Source organism: Marivirga aurantiaca (assembly GCF_016679925.1).
GTDB classification, from domain to species: Bacteria; Bacteroidota; Bacteroidia; order Cytophagales; family Cyclobacteriaceae; genus Marivirga; species Marivirga aurantiaca.
The window spans coordinates 40,346-63,769 of record NZ_JAEQBW010000013.1 but is presented as its reverse complement, the minus strand read 5'-3'; the positions used below and the strand labels follow the sequence as shown (position 1 = coordinate 63,769).

Sequence of the window (23,424 nt, the reverse complement as noted above, 5' to 3'; positions counted from 1 at the left end):
GGTTGATTGTGTAACTTATTCCAATTACCTTTAGTATACTAATGTAAAAACAAAAATAGTAAAACCATGAAACAAGCCACATTAAGATTAAGCATATTATTTCTAATTGCGGGAATATTTGCTTGTAATACCGGTACAAAGGAAGAAAACACTACTGAAGGTAGCGAGAATGATACTACGAGTACTGTAGAAGAGACGGAATCAAATATATCCTTGACACCCGTAGAGTCACCAGACTTTGAAGATGCAATACTGGAAATGTTGAGTCCTCAGGAGAACGCTTCCGGCATTGAATCCGGGGAAGTTAAGTTTTCTTATAATGTTAAAAATTATGAATTGGCTACACAAACCATTGATGCTGATATTAAGAACTGTGCCAATTCCCCGCAAGGACAACACATACATTTGATATTAAATAATGAACCTTATACAGCGCATTATGAATCAGAATTCAACAAAGATTTAGAAGAAGGTCATTATGTAGCATTGTCATTTCTGTCACGGTCTTATCATGAAAGTATCAAATCTTATGGGGCAAGTAATATAAGGCAGTTTACAGTGGGGAGACCGGCTGAGGATATGGAACAGGTTGATTTATCAGATCCGCACATGTTCTATAGCAGACCAAAAGGTACTTATGAAGGTGATGATACTAAAAAGATTTTATTGGATTTCTATTTAGTTAATACTGAATTATCCCAGGAAGGTAATAAAGTTAGGGCAACTATCAATGATGAAGAATTTATGATAGATAATTGGCAGCCATTTTATATTGAAGGACATGAAGAAGAAGGCGAAATGACTATTAAGTTGGAGCTTTTGGACGCCAATGGCGAATTAATTCCAAGCCCGTATAATCCGGTTGAAAGAACTATTACCTTGAAAAAAGGAGAGACTATATAATATTTAGTTTTTTATCATACTTTGAAAAGGGCTTCGGCCCTTTTTTTATGTCCGGATTTTAATGGAATTTTTCATCCCTATTCGTAGAATTCCAAAGGGCTCTACTAATTAATTTACTCAGGATATCTGAATTAGTGTATTAATGATTGAGTCACAGACTCATATTTATTGTTCAATCCGTAGTTCGCTGCGCTAAAACTACGGATAGCAAATGCATGACAGGTTATAATATGAAAGCGAGTCTCTCCCCCTTTTTTTCAAAGGGGGGCTGGGGGGATTTCTTTTGTAATGTTATGCAGATTCTGTTGCTAATTCCAGGGTACTGAACCGGGTACAAGATGATGGACTTTTGTTTATTAATTCTAAGATCTTGAATCAAGTTCAGGATGACGTGGTTTTTTACGTTACGCCCTTGAATTAGAATTGTATTTTGATTCAGATTTGCAAAATCTTAAGTAGTAATTAGCTTACTGTGTGCGCTCGTTTGGGGGACGCAAAACGAGGCGGTGCGTTTTGGAATGCATAGCTTGTTACGCTACAATTACGGATAGCAAGTGCTGATGAGAGAACTGTAGTATATTCCTTAAACCCACTTTTTGATTTTAAAAATTAAGCCCGTTATACCACCGACAATTATAATCAATCCCCAGAAATAGGCGTAGCCATATTCCCAGCCGAATTCAGGGACATTTTCAAAATTAATGCCATACACACCGGCAATGAAAGTAAGCGGAATAAAAATAGCGGAAATGATGGTCAATGTTTTCATTACCTCATTCAATTTGTTGCTTATAACTGATTGGTATAAGTCACCCAAACTGGAAATGAAATCACGGTAAGTTTCAACAGAATCAATTGCCTGGATGGTATGGTCGTAAACATCACGAATATAGACCCTGGTACTCTTCCTTATAAATTTAATATCATCACGTTCCAGCTTGCTTACCACTTCTCTCAGTGGCCAGACGGCCCGTCTGACATGGATCATTTCTCGTTTTAGCTCATAGAGCATAGTGAAGTCACGCTTTTGGCCCTTGAGCATAATACGCTCTTCTATTTCCTCCAGCTCATCACCGAATTTCTCCAGTACAAGAAAGTAATGATCGACTACCGTATCCACTAAAGCATACAATAAATAATCGCTGCCTTCTTTTCTGATCTTTCCCTTGCCTGACCTGAGTCTGGTTCTTACCCCGTCAAAAGTATCACCTTTTCTTTCCTGAAAAGTGATAACCATATTCTTTCTCAACACTAAACTTACCTGTTCACTGACCGTCTTTCTGAATTTAGGATCAAACTGTAGCATTTTAACCGCTACATATAGGTAATCTTCATTGTCATCTATTTGTGGTCTTTGCTCTACAGAAAGTATATCTTCCATAGTAAGTGGGTGGATGGCGTAAGCATCACAAACCTCTTTTACCTTGTCCACATGATGAATGCCTTCAATATTTACCCATAAAAATTTATGGCTCTCACTGAGAGTAAATAACTCGTCAGTGCTGATGTTATGATGTTCAGTTAATTCATGATCTGTATAGGCAAATACAGAGATGTTGAAAGGGATGTCGGTTTGAGTCCCTGTGTATACGGCTTGGCCGGGAGGCAAACCAACTCTTTTGGAACTGTGGCGAAACATGCCACGAAGGCCTGAATATAAACTAAGCGGCTCCTCTACAAGAAGCCGCTTAGGTAAATTGATGATTTTTTTGGTGAATTTACCCATTCATGGAGATAAGAAACTCATCGTTGTCTACAGTGCCTTTCATTTTCGAAAGCAACATTTCCATAGCTTCACCTGAATTCATATCGGACATGAATTTACGCAATATCCACACACGTTGTAATTCCTCTTTGCTCATCAACAGATCTTCCCTTCTTGTACCCGAAGCCAAAATGTCAATAGCAGGGTAAACCCTTTTGTTGGCTAGTTTCCTGTCCAGTACTAATTCCATATTACCTGTTCCTTTGAACTCTTCAAAGATTACCTCATCCATTTTGGATCCGGTTTCAATCAAGGCAGTGGCTATAATGGTTAATGAACCACCATTTTCAAGGTTTCTTGCTGCTCCAAAGAAACGCTTTGGCTTGTGCAATGCATTGGCATCCACACCACCTGATAGTATTTTGCCGGATGAAGGAACTACTGTGTTGTAAGCCCTGGCTAAACGGGTGATGGAATCAAGTAAAATCACTACATCATGACCACACTCAACCATTCTTTTGGCTTTCTCCAACACCATGCTGGCCACTTTTACATGACGCTCAGCCTGCTCATCAAAAGTAGAACTGATCACTTCCGCTTTTACTGATCGGGCCATGTCAGTCACCTCTTCTGGTCTTTCATCGATTAGTAAAATCAATAAATAACATTCAGGATGATTTTCTGCAATGGAATTGGCAATTTCTTTTAATAATTCTGTTTTCCCTGTTTTGGGCTGCGCCACAATCATTCCCCTCTGTCCTTTACCGATAGGTGCAAACAAATCCAATATCCTGGTGGAATATCTGTTTGGCTTTGTGCTAAGGTTAAATTTTTCTTCAGGGAAAAGTGGGGTGAGGTATTCGAAAGGTACTCTGTCTCTTATTTCTTCGGTGGTCTTTCCATTTACAAAAGAGACTCTTAATAAGGCAAAATATTTTTCACCTTCTTTTGGTGGCCTGATTTGCCCCCTTACTGTATCCCCGGTTTTTAAACCGAATAATTTAATTTGTGAGGGTGAAACATAAATATCGTCAGGGCTTGCCAGATAATTGTAATCTGATGATCTTAGGAAGCCGTAACCATCCTGCATCATTTCAAGAACACCTTCATTCTCGATAATGCCATCAAAATCTGTAATATTTGCTTTTTTTACACGGTTGTCAGATCTTTCGGCCCTGGCAGGTCGTTCCTTTCTTTCGTTGCCACGCTCCGTTTTTTCAGGTCTTTTTTCGCGAGGATTAGCTGCTCTTGCTTTGCCTCTTTGCTCCTGATTGTCAGCATCAGCCACCTTGGCCTCCACTTTCTCTTCCTTTTTTTCTTCAGCTGTAGCTTCCGGTTTTACCTTTTCCTCAGGTTTCTCTTCTTTTCTGGGAGGCTTTGAAGCTGCTGGTACAGGCTTTCGTGCTCTTCTGTCTTCAGCAGGAACACTTCTTCTCTCTTCCTCCGGCTTACTTTCCTTCTTAGGCAATTCAGTTTCCGGCAATAAAGCTTGTTGATCTAAGATTTTATAGATCAATTCTTTTTTAGGTAATTTTTTGTATTGGGATACACCTAACTTTTCAGCTATTTCTTTCAGTTCAGAAAGAAGCTTTAAATTTAATTCTTCAATGTTATACATAAAAGGGCTTTTACTTGTTCGGAATATAGCATTCCAAAATTGTTGGTATGATTAATTTGATATTATGAATTTGGATTTTATAAAGTATAAGACTTTGACAAATGTCTTATGCTCTCTTGGATAGTACAATGATATGCTAAGTGAAGTTAATAGTCAAGTAAATGATGAAATATAAAATAGTTTTTATCATTTAGCAGTACTTTCTGTTCCGTTTACAGTCAAAAATCCTTTATTTTGCCAAAAATAAATACTTATATGCTTCAAGTTGCTCAAATCCGTACCGATAAAGATAAGGCTGTTAAAGGCTTAGTTAAAAGAAACGTAGCCAATCCTGAAAAGTTAATCGATGAGCTGATTTCTCTGGATGATGATAGAAAAGAATTGCAAACGCAATTAGATGCAGTTTTGGCGGAGTCCAACCAAATAGCGAAAAGCATTGGGGCCTTAATGCAACAAGGTAAAAAACAAGAGGCCGAGCAAGTAAAACTTAAGACTTCCGAGTTGAAGCAGCAGAGTAAGGCGTTGCAGGATGAGTTACAGCAGAAAGAAAAGTTATTGCTGGATTCATTGTATCAAATCCCTAATATCCCTCATGCAGATGTAAAAGAGGGAAAAGGGGCAGATGATAACGAGCTTATCCTTGAGCATGGGCAAAAACCTGTATTGCACCCTGGAAATACGCCACACTGGGATTTAATCAAGAAATATGACATCATAGATTTTGATTTAGGGGTAAAGATTTCAGGAGCCGGATTTCCTGTTTATAAAGGTAAGGGAGCTCGTTTGCAAAGGGCTATGTTAAATTTCTTTTTAGATGAAGCTGAAAAGCAAGGTTTTAAGGAGATTCAACCTCCTATTTTAATCAATGAAGCTTCGGGCATTGGTACAGGACAATTACCTGATAAGGAAGGCCAAATGTACCACGATGAGAGTACTGATCTGTATCTGATACCTACAGCTGAAGTTCCTGTAACTAATATTTACCGGGATGTCATTTTGGATGAGCAGGAGTTGCCTGTAAAATTGGCTGCCTATACACCATGCTTCAGGAAGGAAGCAGGTTCCTGGGGAGCACACGTACGTGGCTTGAATAGATTACATCAGTTTGATAAAGTGGAAATTGTACAGATTCATCATCCTGACAACTCTTATAAAGCGTTGGAAGAAATGAGCACTTATGTGCAAGGTCTATTAAAAAAGTTAGAATTGCCTTATCGTGTGTTAAGACTTTGTGGTGGTGACATGGGTTTTACTTCTGCCATGACTTATGATATGGAAGTATGGTCAGCTGCGCAGGAAAGGTGGTTGGAAGTAAGTTCTGTTTCCAACTTTGAAACGTATCAGTCGAACAGATTGAAATTGAGGTATAAAGATGCTGATAACAAAAAACATTTGCTGCATACTTTAAATGGTAGTGCTTTGGCTTTCCCAAGGATATTGGCTGCTATTTTGGAAAATAACCAAACGGAAAAAGGCATTCACATTCCGGAGGTATTGAGGCCATATGCCGGCTTTGAGTGGATTGATTAAGGAAGAGTTTTTAATGTAAATCGAAAGCCAACATCAATTTAACTGTCATGCAGGCCTTGAGCCGGCATCGTGGGATTGGAAAATGATCTTTTATACTGTCGGAATGCTAAGATCCTGAATCAAGTTCAGGATGACAAGAGTATTGTTATGATGTTAAGATTCCGCCCTCGATTGTGTCTCCACAATCGAGCGTACATACAACTATAAGAAAAACGAATGTCCTCATTAAATTTTGTATCAAAAGCATTTGTGTCTCAGGAACACATCCACAGCCGTGGTTCGTGTCTCACGAAACACAGGATTGGTAAATGGTTACTAATTGGGAGATTCTGAATCAAGTTCAGTGTGAGGTGGTTTTTAGATTTCACCCTTTGATTAAGGAGGGATTTCTTTTTATCGAAAATTAGAAAGCAAAACAGCTGTAATTACTTGCCAACAGATTGCTTCACATTAATTCCATTGAAATGGAATAGAATGCTCGCAATAACCAGTAGGGGCAACCACATTGCAAATGTGGGTTAGATGATTCCTTATACTCTCCCCATTTTTTTCTGAAAGGGGGATTCTCAATTAAACACCACTTTCTTCACAATTTCATAGCCCTGGTACCTTATGCGGATGAAATAGATGCCGGCTTTTAAGTTGCCTCTTTCCAGTTTTAGCTCATTATAGCCGGATTCCAATGGATAGACCAATTGAGCATTCTGCTTTCCATCACTTTGCTCAATACTGATGAAGACATCCCCATTTTCCGGTAAAATAACGGGGATCTGAACCATACTTTTAGCAGGATTGGGGTAGATATCCAATACTTTGAAAGCATCTTCCAGGTTGGTACAGGCTCTGTTGTTGTTCTTCTTTTCTTCCACAAATACACTGCTGACTACATTTGCACTAAGGCAAATCCGGTTGAGGCCTTTCAGCTGACTTTCAGACAAGCTCAAGCTCAAGGCGTAATTAACTGTGTTTCCAGGATAAATAATGCGCTCTACTCTTTCTGTCACCGAAAATTTTCCCAGGTCTACATCCAAATCTATATAATCCGGTACCAGGCTGCCTTTATTGGAAAGTGTAATAACAAAATTTGTAAAATCCCCCTGTGGAACTATTCTTAAATTACTCAAAGCAATATCCAATTCAGGCGCCCGGACGTTTAACTGTCTGAAAGTTGAACTTGTACAGCCAAAGGAATTGGTGACGTTTAGCCCAATGATGTAATTACCTTGTTCAGATAGGGTATCTTGTAAAATAGTCTCTGTTGATACCATTGCCCCATTAATTGTCCATTCATAAGAGAATTCCACTTCCTCGTCTACCTCAATGTTCAATGGAAATGGATAAGCTCCTATTTCCTGGGGAATATCGAAACTGACATCAGGTAAAGGATTTACGGTAATGGTTTGGGTAGTGCTTTCCATGCAGCCGGAGCTGGTAATTACTTCAAGCATTACCTCATAATTACCTGTTTCTTCAAATGTAAATGTAGGATTTTCTTCATTGAGAGTAGCTATATTACCCATCTTCCAATTGTATTGTGCTACATTATTACCAAAAAGGGAGCTTGTGTTTTCAAATGTGACAGGAAGACCTTTACATGCCTGACCGAAAGCGAAAGAAGGTTCGGGACGGGGCAGTATGCTGATGGTTTCCTCATATTCGTTACTGCAGAGTTGCTGATTTTGCTGCCTGTATTTTAAACTATAATCTCCCGCTGTAAGAAACTGATAAGAAAAATCAGAAGCGAGGCCTACCTGTAACACCTCTCCAGCATTGTTTTGCAATTCCCAATAGTGCGAGCTGATATTATTGCTGGTATTGCTCTCAAAAAGGATGGTGTTCCCCACGCACTTAGCTTCATAACTAAAGCCTGGCTGCGGAATAGGCTGCACGGTAATTATTTTTTGTCCTTCACTCACACATCCATCAGCAGTAGTTACCTGTAAGTTCACATTGTAAGTTCCGGGCTCAGGAAATGTAAATTGTGGATTGGCCAGGGTTGAGAGGTCATCATTTCTCCCCGGAATCCCGAAGTCCCATAGGAAGTCTGTAATGTTGGAGACTTCCAGGAATACCTGTTCGTTAAATTGTACAGGCTGAGTGGCACAAGCCGCTTCAGTTTCAAAATCGACCACTGCTACCGGGTAAACTTCTACCATTTGTTCAAAGGTATAGTCGCATCCGTTGCTGGTGAAAGCGGTTAAGGAAATATTGTGTGTGCCTATAGCTTCAAAACTGTAAACCGGGTTTTCCTGAGTGGAGGTGGTGCCATCACCAAAATCCCAATGGTAAGCTGTAATAAAATCTCCCTGGCTGGTATTGTTAAAGGTAATGGATTGCCCTAAGCAGTTATCAATAGTGGTAAAGCCGAGGGCTGGTCCGGGGTTTACTGAAATAGTGTTTTGTTTTTCTACCATGCAGCCAGCCATTGTAATTTGCAGGCTGACAGTATAATCATTGGCCGTTTCATAAATATGCTCCGGATTTTCTTCTGTAGAGCTGTTTCCATCACCAAACTCCCACAGGAAAGTGGCGTCTGTGGGTAAATCAGTGAGATTTTCAAAAAACACAGGCTTTTGGGAACAGATACTGCCCTGTGCACTGGTCTGAAAATCAGGGATTGGCTCAGCATAAACATTGATGGAATCTGTAAAGATATTTTGACAACCCTCTGCATCTTGTACCCTTAATTTCACTGCATATGTACCGGCACTGGCATAGGTATGATTAGGGGTTTCCTCCGAACTTTGTTCACCATCTCCAAAATCCCAATCATAGGCTGTTATAGTAGCGTCTGAAGCTGATGTGAAAGCAATTGGATTACCGATACATACATTCTCCTCAATTGAAAAACTGATATCAGGAGCTTGATTGTTGGTGACTGTGATTTCTTTAGTGATAGAAGCCGAATTTCCATTGGGGTGATAGGCTGTTAGGGTGATGGGGATAGTACCCGCTTGCGTGTAGGAAATGGTGGGGTTATTTGCTGTAGAGTAGTCAATAGAAGACGGGCAGTCTTTTTCAAAAATCAAGCGGCTCAAGTTTAAGCGTGTTCCCAAAACATAATGGCTGCTCTGAACTTTTACAACATCAATTCCCTCTAAAGTTGGTGCACTTGTTAGTAGAATTTCCTCAAACGTGTCAGTGGCTTCCATTGACTTCATATCTACCAGTCGCAATGAGCCATTGGCCGTTGTAATCAAGCCATAAAAACTTTTACTTTCCTGAATTACTTTTAGTTTTGATAGATTATTAAATGATGCAAATGTTTCACTCTTAATATGTGTAGGTTCAGAAAAAATATCAATCCCTAAGTCAAAAACAGAAATGGTTTTTGTATTTATTGACCCTAAAACCAATAGCCAATCCATTCCATTCTTCATTAAACTCATTCCAATAGGGAATTCCACATTAGATAAAGCAGCACTCTGACTGAGATCACCAATGGTTGGATTATTTTTTAAACTAGTTCCAAAATCAATTCGAACCAACGTACTGGTATTATAGTACGGGGTCACCACAATGTAATTCCCTCCTTGTTTTACTATCTGTACATCTCTAAATCTACCAGCAAAACCAAAATTACCAATTTCTGATGCTGTTGGTGAACTCTCTAGGTCTTCCCAGACTACCCTTGTTATCTTTCCCCCATTGTTTCTATATCCAATAATCCCTATCCATTCACTACCCTCTTTCATAATATCCAAGCCTTCTGGGTCAACTACTACTCCACCAATATCTCCCAAAAAAGTAATAGTTGGAGCGTTATCTAAACTTGTGCCAAAGTCATATCGATATATCCCTTTTACATCTGTTGTGTTTACGGTAGCAAAACCATAATAACTATTGCCTTCTTGAATAATCTTTAGTCCAAAAGAATTTGATATCGCTGTGCTTAAATTATTGGAGATGACAGGACTCGTTTCAAAATCACCAATGCAAAAATCCCACTCATAGGAAACAGCATTTATCGAAGTATTGCTTAGCTGAATTGTCTCGGTTAAACATAAATTGTCTTCAAATGCAAAATCAGGAGTAGGGAATTCGGAAGTCGCTACCACTACTTCCTTTTGGAGAGTAAAGATACATCCTGCATCCACTGTTAGATTTAGATTGAGCTCATACGTTCCAAATGGGAGGGTCCATACCGGGGAAGCATCTGTACTTATTTGACCATTGATTTCCCAATCATAATCTGTGATACTGTAAGGCTGTTCAGTTATCAATTCTACTGTTGAATTAAAAGGCACATTTTCAATGGCTTCGCTTACAACGATGTCATTAATGATTTGTTCATAAATCGTGATTTCCTTTTCCAATGTATTTTCACAGCCACTGGCATTAGTAACGGTTAAGCTGATAGTATAGCCGCCAGATGCTACGTAAGTAGCTGTTGCATTTTCATCTATGCTTGTTTCCCCGTTGCCTAAGTCCCAGCTATAACCGGTGATATCGCCCCCTGTGCTTTGGTTAGTAAAAGTGACTGTTTCGCCCAAGCAGATTGGACCAATTTCAAAATCCACCTGTGGCCCATCAATAAGGGTAATGGTTTTTTCAATAAAAGTCTCACAACCCAATACATTGGCCGTGAGTCGTATGGTCTTTTCTCCACTGCTCTCAAAAGTAAAAGTAGGAGCGAGCTCTATAGAAGCCCCTTCTCCATTAAAGTCCCAGGCGTAGCTGATGTTTTCGCCATAGTCTCCGGGAGTTGAATTTTCAAAGCTGATTACTTCAAAACTACAATAGGTGGTTTCGGCCGTGCTAAAGTCAGGAACAGCTTCTTCGTAAATGGTGATGGCTTGGGTAAAAAGATTGCTGCAGCCTTCGGGAGAAGTAACAGTAAGTGATACTGTATATTCACCTGCTGTGGCATATTGATGAGTAGGGCTTATGTCTGTGCTACTATTACCATCATCATAATCCCATTCATAATCCGCTATGGCATCTTCTGTAGTAAAAGAATATGCAATTATATCTGTAATGCAATAGGCCTCGGCTAAAATTAGGTTGCCTTCAGGGGCAAGATTATCTGTTACAGTTACTTCCTTGGTAATGAAATCGTTAAGGCTATTTTCATCAAAGGCAGTGAGATGGATAACATATGTGCCTGATTGTGAATAAGAAACATTTGGATTCTCATCTATTGAAAAGTCTATAGAAGAAGGACAGTCTCGCTCAAAGATTAAGCGGCTCAAGTTTAAGCGTGTTCCAAAAACATAATGGCTGCTCTGAACTTTTACAACATCAATCCCCTCTAAAGTTGGTGAACTAGTTTTCGGAATTTCCGCAAACGTGTCAGTGGCTTCCATTGACTTCATGTCTACTAGTCGTAATGGGCCATTTGCCGTTGTAATCAAGCCATAAAAATTAGCCCCCTCTTGGATGACTTTTAGTTTTGATAAATTGTTGAATGAGCCAAAAGCTTGACTTTTTATGAAATTAGGAGCGGATAAAATATCATTTCCTAAATCAAATAAGGAAATTGTCTTCGAATTTTGAGAGCCAAGAATCGCGGTCCAACTTCCATCCTTTTTTACAATCTCTAGACCTATTGGGAGATTTACATCAGTTAATGCAGTACTTTGGGTTACCTCACTGATAGTGGGATTATTTTTCAAACTATTACCAAAGTTTATTCTCACTAAAGTGTTTCCATTATAATATGGGGTAACTACAATATATTCATTGTTTTGCAGTAGAATCTTAACATCTCTAAGTCTTCCAGGAAAGCCAAAATTTCCTAAATTAGTAGCAATTGGTATGCTCTCAATGTTACTCCAAACGAGCCTAGTTAAATTTCCTCCATTATTTCCATATCCAATTATTCCAATCCATTCTGTTCCTTCCTTAGTGATGTCAATTCCTTCAGGATCGATCATAACTCCACCAAAATCACCTAAAAAAGAAACAGAAGGTGAATTATCTAAACTATTACCAAAATCATAGCGATATAATCCATCAGTGGAGGCCGTATTGACAGTGGCAAAACCATAGAAGTTCCCCGACTCCTCAATAACTTTTAACCCGAAGGAATTAGGGATAGCTGTACTAAGATTATTAGTGATTACGGGGTCATTTTCAAAATCTCCAACACAAAAATCCCATTTATATGATACAGCATTAGTTGAAGTATTAGTTAATTGAATATTTTCACCCAAACAAAAACTAAGACCTACATCAAAATTTGCGTTAACTTGGGCATAAATTTTTGATTCAATTATCAAATAAATAATAATGAACAAAAATGATTTTATAGTCAACGAATTATTTAAAGTAAACTTGAATCGCATTTAATACTTGAAAACGAGAAAGGTATGATTTGGTCATAATCATTTTCACTTTCTTTCTAAGATTTATTTTTTCAATTTTTGAAACAAATGACCATTCTTTAATTTCCTTTAGAAGGGTAAAGTAACCCAACTCTAGTTTTTTTAAATTTGACATAGCAGAGACATTACCTTCTCTGTATAAATATGAAATTGAATTTGAAAAGCTATATTTACCTCCATCTTTACTTATTGTTAAATAAAATAAGATGTCTTCGCAATGGGATAACTCCTCATTAAAATGATACTTTTTATTTTTCACTACTTTAACTAACCAAGTTGGAGCAAAAAAACAAGAGTCATTCAAAGCTATTAATTCACTAAAAGGATTTCCGTAAAACGAAGGGCTAAACTTTCTTATAGTTTTAGAGGTTTTATGTTCAAATACTTCAACAATACCATCTACAAACTCTAATTCCTCGTCTTGATCAAAAACTTTTAACCTATTAAGTAAACTATGAGGTGAAAACAGATCATCCGAATCAAGAAAGCAGAAGAAATCACCATTCATATTATTTAATCCTACATTCCTCGCTGCACTAACCCCCTTATTCTTTTGTTCAAAATATTTAACTCTACTGTCCTTAAATCCTTTAATAATTTCTTTAGTGTTATCCTTTGAACCATCATTCACAATTAATAATTCCCAGTTTGGGTATTCTTGATTTAAGACAGAATCTATGGCCTCCGAAATATAAAAACTGGCATTATACGCAGCCATAATGATACTTACTAAAGGGGAGTCTTTTGAGTGCATAATAAATAAAACAAAAAAAAACTAAAGATCCATTATTTGTTCTTTTAGCCTTTCTACAGTTAGCCAATCTGTATTATTTGCAGAGTCATATTCAAATGTTGTAGTCAGAGGTCTTGCATTGAAATGACTTACATGAGCCTCCTGACTTTTAAACGGTGGTAATACTATAAAATATTTTTCATTTTCTAATGTATTTAAAGACTCATGTTTCGAGAGCATTAATTCACTTAACTTTTCTCCATTTCTTATGCCGATTTCATTTATTTGGCAATCAGGTGCAATGGCACTTGCTACATCAGTAATTTTATAGGATGGGGCTTTTGGCACAATTACTTCACCCCCGGTTCCCATTGCAAATGCATATAATACCAAGTCTACACTATCCTGTAATGTAATGCTAAAACGGGTCATTTTTAAATCCGTAATAGGGATTGTCCCACTAGATTTAACTTTTTGAAAAAAGGGTACCACACTTCCTCTTGATCCCAAAACATTTGCATACCTCACAATCATCAACTTAGTTCCGGTATTATTTTGGCTTATATTAGCATTAATAACTAATCGCTCTAAAAATAACTTTGAAGCTCCGTATACATTGATAGGCAATACTGCTTTGTCTGTAGAGAGCGCCACTACCTTTTCAACTTTATTGGCAATGGCAGAGTCAATAACATTTTGTGTTCCTACTATATTAGTTTTATAGCATTCTTGCGGGTTTTCTTCGGCTATTGGCATATGCTTCATAGCTGCGGCATGAACTACCATATCTGCATTTGATAATAAGGCAAACATCCTTTCCCTATCTCTAATATCACCAAGGGAAAATGTTATTTTGTTAGTTAATCCCCCCAGTTCTGATTTAAATTCGTACTGCTTTTGTTCATCCCTTGAAACAACCAAAATTTGGTTGAGATCAGAATGATGTTTTAGCAAATAATGGATAAATGCTTTTCCAAACGACCCCGTTCCTCCCAATACAACTATGTTTTTATTTTTAAAGCTTAATTTATTCATGAATGAAGTGCGTTTATGGCAGCTTTAAAAACCTGGTTCAAGCCTTTAAAGCCTCTGTAATCTAGTCCTATTTCGCGGCAATGCTTTCTTAACATCTTTCTATCACTAGATAAATAGTTGTTAATTTCAGGGACAGCTCTTTTAATGTATTCTTCTTCAAAATCTTTTACCACTACCCCAACATTTTTTTCTTTTGCATAAATATAATCCTCAGAAATTCCTTCTGTTATTAGAAAAGGTAGTCCAGCTGTTAAATATTCACCTACTTTTATATTAGATATAAATTTTTTTGAAGGACCTGGAGGAACCGCAATTACTGCAAAATCAGCCGCTGCGAAGTAATGGTGAATTTCGGAATAATCGCTATGGGCAATGGTGTATTTATCTTTTGGTACACCTGCTTCATCAAATAAAGCAATCACTTCCTCATCTTGATGAGGGGTTACAATTAAGAAGTGAAAATTGTCATCCTCTTCCAATACCCATTTAAACATCCATGCTGTTTCAGCTCGATAATATAAATCCCCGAATTTACCTGGATAAAATAAAACTTTTATTTCTTCACTTAGTCCAAGCTTGTTCCTCATCTTCTTTCTATTTTCCTCAGAAAATTTAAATTTGGAGTCATTAGTTACTGTAGGAATTTTAAAGAAACTTGCCTTTACCTTCCATTCATGTTTTAATCGCTCATGCATGAATTTTGTACCGGATGCAATGACCTTGGCATTATTTGCAGCTTTTCTTTCTAAATAATGAGATATTTTATACTGGGGGCTGTTTTTTGGCCACATTTTATTATCTATTGCATATTCACTATGTGGTTCAAATTGATATAAAAAAAACTTAAATCTTAATAATGTATGGTATAAATATAAATAAGAACCAGACACGGAGCCCAAAGATATGAAGTGATTACACCCTTTTAATTTTATTCTATAAGTAGCAAAAAAACCCGTGACAATATCTTTGATTTTGGCAAGTTTACCAATGCCAGGATTCCAGTTTAAAGGAGTCCAAATAAGACCTTGTTTTTCCCAATTTTTTACTTTTTGTTTTTGCTCTTTAGTCAGTGGAAATCTTTTATCTTCATAAGTGATCAAATAAATCTTAAACTCCTCTGATTGATTTTGATCTAAATAATCTTGAATGTACAACCAAAAGTTGGACTGGATGAGTGCATCAAATAATCTATTATAAAGAAATATACCTAGTTTTTTTTGTTTCATTATTAGTTAATCAATTCTTTAACAATTCTTTCTGCGGTATTACCATCCCAAAATTCCGGAACTTTTGAGTCAATATTTTCAGATACTAATATTCTTTCAATTTCATTTTTTAATAGCTCGTAATCAAAACCAATTAGCATATTTGTTCCTTGTGAGATAGTAATTGGTCTTTCAGTATTTTCTCTAAGGGTTAAGCAAGGGATTCCTAAAAAAGTAGTTTCTTCTTGAATGCCGCCTGAATCTGTTATAACAGCAATTGCATTCTTTTGCAACTTAATAAATTCAAAATAACCAACTGGCTCGATAAAATGTAAATTTTTATTTTTATTAATGTTATAGCCTATAAGTTCCAGTCGTTTTTTAGTTCTGGGATGAACTGGGAAAACAACGCCTGTTTTTCTGCTGATAGACTCTAAAGAATTGATCAATGCAAGCAGTTTTTCATCATTGTCAACATTCGATGGGCGATGAACAGTACAAAGAATGTATTTCTCCAAATCAATAATCTTTTTAGAAGCATCAATTGTTGGCATACATTTCACTAAAGAGTCAATCATTATATTTCCAACCAATTTAATTTTCGAATGGTCAACTCCCTCTTTCAAAAGATTTTCATTAGCATCTATTGAAGGAGTGAAATATATGTCAGAGATACTGTCTGTTACCAATCGGTTGATTTCCTCCGGCATCCTGCGATCAAATGACCGTAAACCAGCCTCAACATGGGCAATTTTAATTCCCATTTTGCTAGCAACTAGTGCTCCCGCCATGGTAGAATTAACGTCACCATATACAATCAATAAGTCTGGACGCTCACGATTGAAAACTTCTTCAATACGAATCATCATCTCAGCTGTTTGATGAGCATGGGATAATGAACCTACTCCTAAATTAAAATCTGGGGTTGGTATTTCAAGTTGTTTGAAAAATACTTCATACATTTTATCATCATAATGTTGTCCTGTATGAATAATTTTTTGATCAAATTTTCTACTTCTTAATTCAGCATGAAGAGGTGCGAGCTTCATAAAATTGGGTCGTGTACCCACAATGTGAAAAATCATAAATTCTTTAGTTTAGCAATTAGCTGAGAAAAGTTATTGGGTATTTTGAATTGATTACAAGTTTCGTGATTAATATCTAAGTTAATTTCATTTTCCATTATAGATTTTAACCTTACTACATTTTCTACTATTTCATCTGGATTAAAAATATGAGCTATTTGAGTCTTTTTTAGAACTTCTTTTTGCTCCCCTTCATTCACAAATGCTAAAATTGGTTTTTGATAAGCAATATATTCAAATGTTTTACCTGCAACAGAATATTCTTTTCCATTTGGAATCTTACTTGAAGTAATTAATAAATAATTAGCATCCTTAAGTAATAATTGCACTTCTTTTTTGTTTATAAAACCTAAATGGTTTACATGTTTTTGTAAATTATGGTCTGCAACCATTCTTTCAAACCAATCAGGTTTTTGACCTGCAAAAACTACTTCTATGTTTGACGCAAGCTTTGGATATTTGGATATTAGTAGTTCTAAGGTTTTGAAAAAATATAAAGGAGAGCGATACGACCAATCTTCTAGTCTTGGTAAATACTGCAAAATTTGGTACCATTTTTTTTGATACCACTTCTTAGTTTGTAAGGCTTGAGAATAAGGATTAAAATAGAAACTACCTGTATAAATAATTTTAACCTTTAAAGAGTCATCCTCCTTCGATTGATCAACAAAATCAATAAAGCCATTGGGAGCATAAATAAATTTATTATTAAAGTTAGTTTTATGGACTTCTTTAAAGTCTTTGATCTGTTGCTGGCTAGTTGAACTTACGAAAGCAGCTTTTTCAATTACTTTTTTTTCTGTTATTATTAGAATTTTATAATGCAAATAACTGGCATATGGTGTCATAATCCATTGACTCCAGGCATCTCTTAAATCTAAAGCAAAAGGAATTTCAGTTTCCTTAGAAACTGAAACAGCATGCTTCGCAAGACTAAAAGGTGGACATGTGAAAAGTAATAAGTCAAAAGGAACTGATTTAGAATTTTCTTTTATTTTGATTATTAGATGCTTTTTCCATCTTGATGCTATATCATCAACTAAACTAAAGTAATGAGAACTATTATTAAAGATTGACTTTTTATCAATATCTGTTCTAATTATATGTATGTTTGAATATTGATTAAAGTTATATTCGAAATTAAGCCTAGTCTTATTATAATATTCTTCTTTTAAGGTAAATACAAAGACTTCTATTCCTTCTTCAGCCAGAGCTTTGGCCATAAGATATGGTCTTTGGCTACCTCCAACATTATATGGTGGGAAATCGTGGGCTATTAAGGCTAACTTAATAATATTATTCACTTGCCTTTAACCTATAATATATATATTCTAATTTTCTCATGTTTTTTGAGCTATCTAATAGTGAAGTAATCCTTTCGTCTAACTTTACTTTATTTTTAATAAAAAGACATCTCTCTATTTTATCTATTAACTCATCTATATGCCATGAATTCATTTTATGAATTAGTGGATTATCAAATATATCTTTGTCATATTCTAATGGACCTAATATTACATTTTTATTTAATATTAATGCTTCCATTGCAGAAACGGGACTTCCATCCGAAAGCGGAGTCATAACAATTAAACTTGCTCTTTTGTATAGTTCTGATATTTCTTTTTGTTGTAACTTAGGTAGAAAAATATATTCAACGCTCTTAGAGAGACTCATCATTTCAATAAGTGATCTTTGATAAGATATATCTCCAGAATCTTTACCTATAAAAACCATTTGATATCCATCTTTTATGCGTTTTGGCAACTTTTCTACTGCTTTTAAACAAAATTCATGATTGTACAAAGGTTTTATATATCTAGGAAATAGTATAAAAGATTTAGTTATCTCTTTTCTGAAAAATTGGGAATTATCTTTTTTTATTTCATCTATTGCTACACCCGTTCTAATAATAGAAATATTTTTCTGTCTGCCTGAGAATTTCTTAATCGATTCCATTTGCCTCTGAGAGGTTACCGTAATCCAGTCTGATTTAATAAAGGCTAATTTATAAAGGCACTTCACAATTTGATTTAACAAATCCTTTTTAGCAAAGTGTTCAGGTATTGTTTTTAATACATCTGTTCCTCTACATGTTATTATTATAGGAACCTTTATTATTGGTTTTAATAGTGTCCATAATGCATTTGGTTCAGCATATTGAATGTGAAATAAATCAATGTTGTATTTTTTAATTAAATTTTTTATGAAAAGGGATTGTTTAATGGTGTTTAATGGCTTAGAAATGGAGAAATATTTAACATTCCCTAGAAAAATAATGCCAAAATTTTCATTGATTTCTTCAACAATTTGCATGGAATAATGGTGTTCTCTACATATGAAATAGCATTTATAAGTACTTTGCAATGAAAAATACTTAACCCATTTGATATCATGGATTGAGTTTGGATCAATCAAGAATAAAATTTTCATTTTTGTTTTTGAGCCCAGATATTAAACACAAACAATGCCCATAATTTATTGACATGATTTGCTTTACCAGACTCATGCTCTATAATTAATCTTTCAATAAAATTCAAGTTCAATTTAATTAATGGGTTAGGTGTTAAAAGCTTTTCTCTAAGTTCTTTATTCATTTCATTTTTAAACCAATCTCCAATCGGAATACTAAAACCCATTTTTTTTCTGTAGATAAAATCATGATCGAAATACTTAGCCGCTATAGCTTTTAAAATGGCTTTTGGTTCGCCACTTTTATAGATTTGTTTAGGAGTTAAAGTACTTGCAAATAAAGCTAAATCTTTATCGAGAAATGGTGAACGCATTTCTAATGAGGCATACATAGAAGCTCTATCAACTTTAACCAGATAATCATTTAATAATCTGGTATGCAAAGATGAATTCATCACGAGAGTAAGTTCGGGTACATTGATCAAGCTGAGATCTTCCACAATTCGCTTATGTTCATTTTTCTGTGCTTGGCAAGCTATCGGATCGTTTGTTAGTTGATTAATCTCGAACTCATTAAATGAAAAACCTCTATTCAATAATTCATGTTTAGGATTATTAGCTTTTGATATTAATTCAGCTAATAAATTGGTTCTATACCCAGGGAAAGTGTTCTTAATAAAATCTGCACCAGCTCCGAGCCATTTAATTTTTTTTATTGAATTTAATTTATAGGCTTTATAGTAAGAATCATAGCCTCCAAAAAATTCATCCCCTCCATCACCACCTAAAACAACTTTTTCAGTTCGACTCACCTCTTTGCTAATTAGGTAACTTGGAATCATTGAACTATCTGCAAATGGCTCACCATATTCGTATATTAAATCTTTAATACCATCTAATGAGGTTGAATTAATTTCTAATCTCGTATGATTTGTGCCAAATTGACGAGCAACTAAATCAGAGTATTTAGATTCATCAAATTCCTGACTTGAGTTAATAACCGAATAGGTATTAATCTTTTGGGGAGAGTTTTCAGCCATTTTAGCTACTACAAGACTTGAGTCAAGTCCGCCACTTAATAAGGCGGAAACTCTTACATCAGCTACCAAACGTTTCTTTATCGCTGTATTTAATAAAGAGTTAGTATTTTCTGCTATTTCGTCAAAGGTTAATTTACAATCAGATGAGAAATTAAGATTCCAAAATGATTTTGAAACAAATGAATAGTTATTATTCAACCTAATAGTTGCATAGTTTCCAGGCTTTAGCTTATGAATTTCATTCCAAATAGATTGCTCTTCTGGAGTGGATAATTCAGCTAAATAATAACCAAAAGCATACGTATTTAACGTTGGTGATTGAGGAAGAAGGTTTTTAACACTTCTTATATCAGAACTAAACACAAAATGATTTGGGGAATGATGATAATAAAGAGGTTTTTTACCAAATCTGTCACGTGCAATAATTAAAATGTTTTTAGAAAAATCAAATATGCCAAAAGCAAACATGCCATCTATTTTATGAAGCATAGTTTCAATTCCCCAGTACTCGTAAGCATTTACAATAACTTCAGTATCAGAGTTAGTTTTAAATTCTACTCCATTTGCAATTAACTCAGATTTAATTTCTTTATAATTATAAACCTCGCCATTAAAGCTAATCAATGTCTTACCTGAATAACTTTTAAATGGTTGATTTGAATTAGTATTTAAATCAATAATGCTAAGCCTTGTGTGCCCAAATGCAATAAAATTTTTCTCAAAACTAAGATATTGTCTATTTGAACAATCTGGACCTCTATATTTTAAAAAAGCCAGTGATTTTTTGAAATTACTTTTAAATTCATTACCGACTTTTTCATTGGTTAAATATCCTAATATTCCACACATAGATACTAGCTTCTATTTAAACCCCCTTAAAATATACTTAATTTTGTTTTTCAGCCTTCTTTTAAAAGAAAGTTGAAAATATTTAGGCATGTTTTCGGTGTCAATTTCTTTTGGTTTATTCTTTAAAATAATTATTTGGTAATCATTTTCTACAGTATAAATGCTGTAAGAAATCAATTGATGTATGTAAAAATTTAAAGGATAAATAACATTACATAATTCATTGGTGTAGATTGGCTGATCAATAATTTGTAGTCTGTCATCTTTAATTTTCACATGCCACTCTAGAAAGTTTGGGTGTGGAATATGTATAAAAATGAAGCCATCTAACTTTAGGAGTTTTTTCAAATTACTAAAAAAACTCTGATGAAGTTCAAGTGGAATGTGTTCAATAACATCCGGTAACACTATAACATCAAATTCATTGTTAATAGATTCCTTAGTTAAATCTTTTACTTCACATTTTACATTATTATATTTTGAAAGCCGCTGTCTTGCTAATTCAATACTTTGCTCACTAATATCTACTGCATGAAGACTACCCTCACTTGATAAAAATCTTGCTAGTAATTCGGATACGGTACCAATTCCACAGCCTATCTCTAATACTTTAAAATTTGGTTGAAGTCCAAATTTCTCAAGGTGATATTGAATGCTTAAATGGCGATTATTTATACCTCGTTGAAATTGTTCTTTTGAAAATTCATCATAAAATTTACTGACTTCAGACATGTTTTGCTTTTCTTAAGATATAGATTGTATTTAATAATTGTTCTAATGAAATTATAGTTGCGTAAAGCCAAACAAGTTGGATAAAACTCATTGTGGAGTTCATAATTAAGGTAATGCCAACAATTAAACTTATAAATGAGAATAATTTAAAAAACAGATTGTTTTTTTGCTTTTCGTAAATTAAAAAGGCACCTCCAATTGCATTTGATATTAACATTAAACTAAAAGGAACACAAAGTATTTTGATATAGGTTATACTTTCAATCCATTTTTCGCCCAGATAGAAATTCACAAAATAAGGTGAAAAAAAGAATAAGAGAGAGTATACAAATAAAGAAAGTAAAGTTATTAAAGAAAACAATTTAAAAAGTGTATTTCCCTTAAACCCTTGTTCTCTTTCTTCTGATAATTTTTTTGTTATAAGTGGATTTAAAGAATTGGCCAATAATAATAATGGAATGCCTACCATACTTATCGCCATGGTGAAATAACCAATTTGTTCCACAGAAAAATATATAGCGAAAATCCAAATGACTAATTGACCTGAGAATTTATTTAGAAAAGTAGTGGGCAAATTAAACTTGGGGTATAAATGGTTATCCCTAACCGTGTTCTGTATCGTTCTTAGTTTTTTGAAATTTTTTATTTTCAAAAAACTAATTTTGAAATTTACTTTATACAGTTGGTAGAATATATTATTAAACTTCCCTACTAATTCAGCTATAAAAAGGCCTAGTTTATGATGTATAAAAAGTCCTATTACTATGCTGGAAGCTTTATTTGATATAGTATCGGTTAAATTAACTACAACGTTCCTCTTAAATTTTTTTTCTTTAATGTTGAGATTGGCAAAAACTTCCGATACAGTTACTAGAATTGAAAAAAATGTAATTACTAATAAATGACCTATAGTAAAATCGAATCCTACTATAGAAGCGAGTTTTGTTTTAAATGTATCATTAAACAATAATAATAAGGTACCAGTAACAAGAAAAACTAAATTTGAATAAAAGGAATAGCCTATAATACCAGAAATAGATGCGTTTAATTTTGATTTCTTTAACACAATCACAGCACTAGGCAATGATAAATTAGTAAAGAGAACTAAATTGATTAAGATTGAATTTAAGATTGCGTATATGCCATAATCTTGTGGAGAGTAAATTCTTGCAATAATTGGTGTTGAAATAAATGTAAGTGCAGCAATTACAATTTTGGAACTTAATATTAAAAAGAAACCTTTGGTATATTCAGATTCCTTTAATGAGTTAGAAATTCTTAAATTCAATTTATTCTGCTTTTTTTAACCAAACACATAACTGCATACCAGTATCGGTTTTTCTCATAATAGGTCTTAAAATAGGATCAAAAACTTTAGGGAGGTTTGTGGGGCAAACATAGTAACCAAAATCTTCTATTTTATAATTATTGTGGATCCCATTAAGCTTAAAAGAATCTACAGTAAATTCATGTAAGTGAAATGGACTATGCATTGGACTCAAATTTGTCACATAGTCAAGTCTTCTTAACTTATATCCTAAATTTATTATTTTGGCAGATAACCAATTTGAATTTGGTACCTCAATATGAATAAATCCCCCAGGCTTCAACCATTTTAAGGCCTTAACTAATGCCTCATTCGGATTGTACACATGCTCAAAAACAGCTCCAAAACTAATAAAGTCAAAAAACTCATCTTCAAAACTAGCCTCTTCAATTGATTTCATTTCCAGTTTACCTTTATCAATTCCCATTTTCTCTGTTGCCATTTTATAAAAAGAAGGGGAAGGCTCTATTCCATATGAATCAAACCCTACATTTTGTAAGGCTATCATTTGTTTCCCTAATCCTGCGCCTATATCCAGGCTCTTTAAATTTTTCTGAAAGGGCTTTAATCTTTTGAACCATTCAATCTCTCCTTTAAAATAATTTTCATCAATTTTAAAATATTCTTCTCTCCAATATTTCTTAGGATCAACGTTATAATGGTCAGCAATACTATCAGGAACAGGTTGCGGGTTTGAAAAAATCAATCCACAATTGTTACATTTCATCACTGTAGTGGTTATACCGGAAAGTAAATGAGGCTTAAAACCTTGTGATTTATTTAGCCTTTTCCCCAATACTTTAAACTGGATGCTTGGTGCCTGGCACATATTGCAGTTTCCAATTTCATAATAAGTATAGGTAATTAACTTTTTGGGTTCTAAATTCATGAATGTAAGTGATGAAGTATAATATCTTTGATTTTATC

At 34.8% G+C, this 23,424-nt stretch carries 15 protein-coding genes; 2 read left to right on the top strand and 13 right to left on the bottom strand.

Features of this window, described 5'->3' with window-relative positions:
* The first annotated feature begins 66 nt into the window (after positions 1 to 66).
* A complete protein-coding gene (locus JKA74_RS18400) occupies positions 67 to 903 on the top strand; it encodes a phosphopeptide-binding protein (protein ID WP_201432708.1) in 837 nt (278 codons plus the stop codon).
* Between the two features lie 583 nt (positions 904 to 1,486).
* Here JKA74_RS18400 and corA read toward each other — a convergent pair.
* Together corA and rho are read right to left on the bottom strand one after the other, a co-directional pair.
* Positions 1,487 to 2,629 carry a magnesium/cobalt transporter CorA gene (gene corA, locus JKA74_RS18395; protein ID WP_201432707.1) on the bottom strand — a complete coding sequence of 381 codons (1,143 nt, stop codon included), beginning with the start codon at positions 2,627 to 2,629 and terminating at the stop codon, positions 1,487 to 1,489.
* Positions 2,622 to 4,226, bottom strand: coding sequence for a transcription termination factor Rho (rho, locus tag JKA74_RS18390; RefSeq protein ID WP_201432706.1), 1,605 nt, complete (start codon positions 4,224 to 4,226; stop codon positions 2,622 to 2,624). Before rho ends, corA begins: the two co-directional genes overlap by 8 nt.
* 255 nt (positions 4,227 to 4,481) lie before the next feature.
* Between rho and serS the strand changes: the two genes are divergently transcribed.
* A complete protein-coding gene (serS, locus tag JKA74_RS18385; RefSeq protein WP_201432705.1) occupies positions 4,482 to 5,756 on the top strand; it encodes a serine--tRNA ligase in 1,275 nt (424 codons plus the stop codon).
* A gap of 566 nt (positions 5,757 to 6,322) precedes the next feature.
* On the opposite strand, the gene JKA74_RS18380 is transcribed toward serS, so the two are convergent.
* Genes JKA74_RS18380 through JKA74_RS18330 form a run of 11 tightly spaced genes read right to left on the bottom strand, consistent with a single transcriptional unit; the run spans position 6,323 to position 23,386 of the window.
* Positions 6,323 to 11,977: a PKD domain-containing protein gene (locus tag JKA74_RS18380; protein ID WP_201432704.1), complete on the bottom strand. Its 5,655-nt coding sequence runs from the start codon at positions 11,975 to 11,977 to the stop codon at positions 6,323 to 6,325.
* Positions 11,978 to 12,017: 40 nt separating this feature from the next.
* Positions 12,018 to 12,800 (bottom strand): glycosyltransferase family A protein, encoded by a 783-nt coding sequence (locus JKA74_RS18375; RefSeq protein ID WP_236587934.1) that lies wholly within the window; start codon positions 12,798 to 12,800, stop codon positions 12,018 to 12,020.
* A gap of 57 nt (positions 12,801 to 12,857) precedes the next feature.
* Positions 12,858 to 13,850 (bottom strand): SDR family NAD(P)-dependent oxidoreductase, encoded by a 993-nt coding sequence (locus tag JKA74_RS18370; RefSeq protein WP_201432702.1) that lies wholly within the window; start codon positions 13,848 to 13,850, stop codon positions 12,858 to 12,860.
* Positions 13,847 to 15,076 (bottom strand): glycosyltransferase family protein, encoded by a 1,230-nt coding sequence (locus JKA74_RS18365; protein ID WP_201432701.1) that lies wholly within the window; start codon positions 15,074 to 15,076, stop codon positions 13,847 to 13,849. Before JKA74_RS18365 ends, JKA74_RS18370 begins: the two co-directional genes overlap by 4 nt.
* 2 nt (positions 15,077 to 15,078) lie before the next feature.
* Positions 15,079 to 16,140 carry a non-hydrolyzing UDP-N-acetylglucosamine 2-epimerase gene (gene wecB, locus JKA74_RS18360; RefSeq protein WP_201432700.1) on the bottom strand — a complete coding sequence of 354 codons (1,062 nt, stop codon included), beginning with the start codon at positions 16,138 to 16,140 and terminating at the stop codon, positions 15,079 to 15,081.
* Entirely contained in the window at positions 16,137 to 17,444 is a 1,308-nt protein-coding gene (locus JKA74_RS18355) for a glycosyltransferase (protein ID WP_201432699.1), read from the bottom strand. Before JKA74_RS18355 ends, wecB begins: the two co-directional genes overlap by 4 nt.
* Complete coding sequence (locus tag JKA74_RS18350) at positions 17,437 to 18,570, bottom strand: glycosyltransferase (RefSeq protein WP_201432698.1); 1,134 nt, start codon at positions 18,568 to 18,570, stop codon at positions 17,437 to 17,439. Before JKA74_RS18350 ends, JKA74_RS18355 begins: the two co-directional genes overlap by 8 nt.
* The gene (gene asnB / locus JKA74_RS18345; protein WP_201432697.1) at positions 18,567 to 20,438 is read right to left on the bottom strand and encodes an asparagine synthase (glutamine-hydrolyzing); all 1,872 of its coding nucleotides are present in this window, start codon (positions 20,436 to 20,438) and stop codon (positions 18,567 to 18,569) included. The genes JKA74_RS18350 and asnB overlap by 4 nt, the downstream gene beginning before the upstream one ends.
* Before the next feature lie 12 nt (positions 20,439 to 20,450).
* Positions 20,451 to 21,170: an SAM-dependent methyltransferase gene (locus tag JKA74_RS18340; RefSeq protein ID WP_201432696.1), complete on the bottom strand. Its 720-nt coding sequence runs from the start codon at positions 21,168 to 21,170 to the stop codon at positions 20,451 to 20,453.
* Entirely contained in the window at positions 21,163 to 22,458 is a 1,296-nt protein-coding gene (locus JKA74_RS18335) for a lipopolysaccharide biosynthesis protein (RefSeq protein ID WP_201432695.1), read from the bottom strand. The genes JKA74_RS18340 and JKA74_RS18335 overlap by 8 nt, the downstream gene beginning before the upstream one ends.
* Position 22,459: 1 nt before the next feature.
* Positions 22,460 to 23,386, bottom strand: coding sequence for a class I SAM-dependent methyltransferase (locus JKA74_RS18330; RefSeq protein ID WP_201432694.1), 927 nt, complete (start codon positions 23,384 to 23,386; stop codon positions 22,460 to 22,462).
* Positions 23,387 to 23,424 lie beyond the last annotated feature (38 nt).